The organism is Pantoea sp. CTOTU50773, assembly GCF_032082325.1.
Taxonomy (GTDB): domain Bacteria; phylum Pseudomonadota; class Gammaproteobacteria; order Enterobacterales; family Enterobacteriaceae; genus Pantoea; species Pantoea communis.
The window spans coordinates 1-5788 of sequence record NZ_DAMDQC010000217.1 but is presented as its reverse complement, the minus strand read 5'-3'; the positions used below and the strand labels follow the sequence as shown (position 1 = coordinate 5788).

4 protein-coding genes are annotated in these 5788 nt (G+C 54.7%); 1 reads left to right on the top strand and 3 read right to left on the bottom strand.

From position 1 onward, the window contains the following. Positions 1-849: 849 nt before the first annotated feature. On the bottom strand, positions 850-1479 hold the full coding sequence (locus tag RT340_RS21440) for a flavin reductase family protein (protein WP_211728144.1): 630 nt from the start codon (positions 1477-1479) through the stop codon (positions 850-852). Between the two features lie 234 nt (positions 1480-1713). On the opposite strand from RT340_RS21440, the gene rlmF reads away from it, so the two are divergent. After that, a complete protein-coding gene (gene rlmF / locus RT340_RS21435) occupies positions 1714-2640 on the top strand; it encodes a 23S rRNA (adenine(1618)-N(6))-methyltransferase RlmF (protein ID WP_166933163.1) in 927 nt (308 codons plus the stop codon). A gap of 276 nt (positions 2641-2916) precedes the next feature. Here the strand turns inward: rlmF and ybiO are convergent, their stop codons facing one another. After that, positions 2917-5151 (bottom strand): mechanosensitive channel protein, encoded by a 2235-nt coding sequence (gene ybiO, locus RT340_RS21430; protein ID WP_249221637.1) that lies wholly within the window; start codon positions 5149-5151, stop codon positions 2917-2919. Between the two features lie 162 nt (positions 5152-5313). Then, positions 5314-5788, bottom strand: a 475-nt coding sequence (locus tag RT340_RS21425) for an ATP-binding cassette domain-containing protein (protein WP_313377681.1), incomplete at its 5' end; no start/stop codon positions are given.

Sequence of the window (5788 nt, the reverse complement as noted above, 5' to 3'; positions counted from 1 at the left end):
CGTAAAAGCCTCAGCGCTGCGGATAGCCCTTGCAGCATCAGAGGTGCTACGGCCTCAAATATTGTGCCGCTTTCAACAGCATTCACTTGAGCTCATCAGCAGATTGTAAAATTTGGGTCATCCCTGCGTGGATCTCCTGGCCCAACGTAAAAGCCTCAGCGCTGCGGATAGCCCTTGCAGCATCAGAGGTGCTACGGCCTTAAATATTGTGCCCCTTTCAACAGCATTTACTTGAGCTCATCAGCAGACTGGAAGATTTGAACCATCCCTGCTTGGATCTCCTGGCCCAATGTAAAAGCCTCAGCGCTGCGGATAGCCCTTGCAGCATCAGAGGTGCTACGGCCACTAACACTTGTGCGGTATTTTTCAACTCGCATTCAAGTTTGTGAGCCGATGTGAGTTCTTACTGGTTGAAGTTTATGAGTCGGCTGATGCTCTCATTAGCATCACAAATTCAATCTTATGGACAGAAATAAGCTTGGTGACAAACACACTGAAGCTTATGGGAATGAAAGTGCCTTTAACAAAACGCACGAAAGTTTATGAGCAGGCTGGGGGCGCAGGGGGGCAGGCAATCCGCAGCGCCGAGCTGAGTGAGTCTGCCAGGATAGCCCGCAGGACGCGGGGGAAAGGCGGGGCGGCACAGGGATGTGCCATCCCCGCCGTTCCGTGAGGCAGACGAACGAAGTGAGGGGACCGCGTCAGCGGCGCGAGGACGCTAGCCCCCCTGCGCCCCCAGCCAGCGTTAACTCGATTTTAAGCCAACCCGTATTTCAGTCAGCAATCCAAACTCGTGTTTCAAACTGCATTCAAACCCGCAGTCCAACCGCAACCGCCAACCCACACAATTTAACCGCGGCGCGCATCCGGGCGCACCAAATCAAACCGCAAATCCTCACTGATGCCGTAATACGCCGATGGGCCGCCGGCTCGCAGAATAGGCTGTGCCTTGGCGGTCTGATAAATGCCATCTTCCAGCAGCGCTTCATCAATATGAATTGCCACCACTTCACCCAACACCAGCCAACTCTCCAGTTCAGTGCCTTGCACATCCTGCAGGCGAATCAGCTGAGTCAGGCGGCACTCAAAATTCACCGGGCTCTCTGCCACCATACTGACGTTCACGTGCGAGGCAGCGATGGGTGTCAATCCCGCGAGTGCGAACTCATCTTGTTCAGACGGCACAGAAGCCGAGCTTTCATTCATCGCTTCGGCGAGCGGGCGAGTAGCCAGATTCCAGACGAATTCTTTGCTTTCACTGATATTGCGCACACTGTCTTTCCAGCCGCTGCTGGCAAAACCAATAATCGGCGGATGATAGTTAAAGCAGTTAAAGAAACTGTACGGGGCCAGGTTGCGCTGGCCACTGGCGCTCAGCGAACTCACCCAGCCAATCGGGCGAGGACCAACAATGGCGTTCAGCGGATCGTGTGGCAAACCATGCCCGCTCCTTGGCTGATAAGTATAACGTTGTCGCATTAGCGCTCCTGGCTCGTCTGTTAAACTTCGCACCGCAACGGTGTTATGGCATTCCTGTCGCTATCATCAGGAAACGCTAGCGGATGACCATAACGACAGCTTGCTGCAGCACGAATTATTTTGGACTCAATTTTGGGATATCAGGTTTAAATGCAATACAGATAATCGTGTAAGCGGATTGTGCGATGCCGCCATCCAGCGTATCTTACGCCCGCGCTACTATCCGGAGAATCTATGAACAAGCCAACCGCCACCTCGCCATTCCATCCCCGTAATCGCCATCAGGGCCGTTATGATTTTGCTGCTCTGACCGCGGCTCATCCGCCGCTGGCGGTGAAAGTCCGTCCAAATGGCTACGGCGAGTTGTCGGTGGATTTTGCCGATCCTGAAGCGGTAATGCTACTCAATCAGGCGCTGATTAAGCTGTTTTATAACCTGAACTGGCAACTACCGGAAGGCTACCTGACGCCACCCGTACCGGGCCGTGCTGACTATGTGCATGCGCTCGCAGATTTGCTGGCCAGTGACAACGGCGGCAAAGTGCCACGCGATGTCGATGTGATGGATATCGGTTGCGGGGCCAATCTTATTTATCCATTGATCGGGCATGCGGAGTACGGCTGGCGCTTTACCGGTACCGATATCACGGCGGAAGCTATCACGGCGGCAAACCAGATTGTCGCGAGCAATCCCGGCTTGCAGCGCGGCGTGCGTCTGCGTCGTCAGAAAGACGAGTCCGCCATTTTCGCCGGTGTGGTGCACAAAAATGAACGCTATCATGCCGTGCTCTGCAATCCGCCATTCCATGGTTCGGCGCAGGAAGCAGCGATGGTCGGTCAGCGTAAAACACGCAATCTGGGCTTAGGCAAAGATGCACCGCTTAACTTTGGCGGTCAACACAAGGAACTGTGGTGCGAGGGCGGCGAGCGCCAGTTCGTGGGTAAGATGATCGATGAAAGCGTGGCTTATGCCGATCGTATTGTCTGGTTTACCTCACTGGTTTCGCGCAAAGAGAACCTGCCTGCGTTGCGCGATCAGTTGCGCGATCTCGAGGTTGAGGAAGTGCGCATCATCGAGATGGCACAGGGGCAGAAACAGAGCCGCTTTATCGCCTGGACATTCCTGCCGCCAGCCGCGCGCAATAAACGCTTCGCGCGCTGAACCAGCGAATCCTGAGGCCACATTCCACATTGTGTCGTTAGTGGGTGCGAACTCGGGATCGCTCATTTAAATATTTGTGCTGAATCGTACGGACTCAAGACCGTAGTCCACATCGGTTGAACATTGAGGCGAGCACTGGAAATATCCCACTTGAGTTCTCGCGATGAGACTGGCGGTTAAAGGCTGCAGCCTGCATGTGTTCGGATGCAGGGGCGAGTCTTAGCCCGCGAATGTAAGCGTTTAATCCGGTGTCCTAAGGTTTCAACCAACGTGTTTTTATGATGGATTGGGCGGTGGCAGCGCTGCCAGCGTGGCCGCGGAACCCACATCGTTGCCGGTCTGCATCACTTCCACCGTCTGATGCGGCGCTTTAATCCCTGCGGCATCAAAATGCTTCTTCACCTTGTCATCCAGCGCAAAACGCACTGTCCACTGCTTCAGCGGTTGGGTGGTGAACGACACACGCACGGTAAAGGACTGGTTGGTCAGGCCCACCAGTCCGGAAAAACTCGGTTCGCCAATCACCATGCCGCGAATATCCGGATTCTCCAGCAACTCCTTCACCGCTGCCTGCAAGGTCGCATTCACACGCTCGGTGTCTTCACTGCGGTCTACATCATAGTTGGCGACAAACGAGCCAATACCGCGCACAAAGTTGGCGAAAGTGGTAATCGAAGACCACGGAATGATGTGATATGCGCCGGTATCCTGACGCACGCCGACGGAGCGAATTGACATGCGCTCCACCGTGCCAGTGATCGGGCCAATGGTCACCAAATCGCCGGTGTTCATGCCGTTCTCAAACTGAATAAAGATACCGGTGATAATATCCTTCACCAGTGTTTGCGAACCGAACGACACCGCCAGACCGAGCGCCCCGGCACCCGCCAGCAGCGGCGCGATGTTAACACCCACTTCTGACAGCAGAATCATAATGGTGATGGTGCTGATCACCACCGCCAGCGCATTACGGAATAGCGTCAGTAAGGTGCGCCTACGTGCGCTGGGCATCGGCCTTCCGTGTGAATCCGAAGCCAGACGGCTTTCGATCAGGCTGGCCAGCAGCGTCCAGCCGATGGCGGAGAGCAGCAAAATCATCACGATACGAATCAGCACATCCACCATTTTCTGCCCGGCTCCCAGCGTGAGCCAGTGCCAGAGATCAAACAGATTCCAGGCATTGAGCAGCAGCAATAGCGTGGCGAACACGGTGATCACACGCGCCAGTTTTAGCAGCGCTTTGACCCAATCATTGACGCGTTTTTGCAGTTCCGAATAGTTACGGCGCAGATCCGGCGACAGCGTCAGCGTTTTGCCAATCCAGCGCGTTAGCATGCCGGAAATCAGCGCGGCGATAACAATAATCGCCATGCTGCGCACCGTGGCCGACATCATAAACTTCAGACTGTCACCCGGATTGAAGATCGAGAACAGGAACAACGCGATAAAGTAGGCACTCGCCAGCCAATGCCACACCATACCGAAGGCGCGGATAAACAAGGCAAAGAAGCTCATACTGCGATCGGCCAAACGCGACAACTCGTCGTGGATGTTGCGTCGATTGCGGAAAATCAGCCACAGCGCCCAGCCAGTCATGATGCACATGATCAACACATTCACCAACGCAGCGATTTGCATATTCACCTGATTGCCGACAATCGGCACCACCACGAGCAAACCATAACCGATGATGCCGCTGAGCCAGCTAAGACGTGTGTTCCAGTAAGCGGCACGCACATCGGAAAGATGAAAGAAGCGCAGGGTGGGGAAGCGTGGGCAGAATATCAATCGCAACACCGCTTTGAAAAACTCAATCAACGCGAAGGCATTGAGGAATAGCCCCTGCTGATAGGCAATGGTGCGGTTATTGTTGTGGTAGTTCTCACTGATAATCTGACCAACAAACAGCGTCAGCGCCAGAAGCACTAAGACGAGAAGAAAGGCGACGATAATGGTGGCAGGAAGATGCAGCCACTTGGTGCGATCCAGATTATGATTGCGCCCCCAGGGGCCCATGCGCTGCCACACGGGATACATCAACAGCCGCGTGAACCAGTAGAAAGCAAAAACGGCAGCGGCGAGCCCGGCGAAATACTTCAGGGCATTGAAGAAGGTTTGCTGATTAAACGATTTGTGCGGTGCGTTAACGATGTTGTCGTGCAAACGGACAAACTGCGAGGCAACGGCTCCTCCGTATTCGCGTGTGACGTTGGTGACGCTCTCCAGTACCGTGGGATCTTCCTGATCGGCCTGCGGCGGAGCCAATACCGGCTGTTCATTATTGGCTTTGCTGGTGGCGGCCTGACGAAGTTGATCGATCAGTTCCTGACGCGAATCGTTATTCTCCAGAATATTGGCCAGCGCGGTATAAGCGGCTTTTTTATCTTCCAGCGTCGGCTCACTCTCAGCGGTGGTGCTGGCAGCAGGCGTTGACGTTTGCTGAGCGGCGACGGCGGCCTGCGGTAGATTGACCGCGTTTGCGGTGGGAACGAGTAACAGACAGATCAGCATCCATATGGTCAGGCACCATGATGGGCGGGCAAACGACATGACCTTCTCGTTGAGCAACGCACAACGGCACAAGAGAAAAAGTATAGTCAGCGATGGAAGGTGAAGATTCTGAAAGGAAATTTCTTTACGGAAGAAGAGGCGGCTTTACAGCCGCCTCGTCATTTATGACACGTGCTGCAGGAACTCGCGCAGACGATCGCTCGGTGGGTTGGTGATCAACTCATCCGGGTTGCCATCTTCCGCGATGGTGCCTTTATCAATGAAGATCAGGCGCGAAGCCACTTTCTGAGCAAAGCCCACTTCGTGCGTTACGATGACCATCGTCATGCCTTCTTCGGCCAGATCCTGCATCACCTTGAGCACTTCATGGCGCAGTTCTGGATCGAGTGCAGAGGTTGGCTCATCAAACAGCATCATCTTCGGTTTCACCGCCAGCGCACGAGCGATGGCAACACGCTGCTGCTGACCACCGGACAGTTCGGCCGGGTAGTGGTGCGCACGCTCGGCAAGGCCGACTTTACCCAACAGTTCACGTGCCAGTTTCTGTGCATCGTCTTTCTTCGCACCGCGCACACGAATCGGGCCGAAAGCCACGTTATCCAGCGCACTCATCTGCGGGAAAAGATGGAACTGCTGG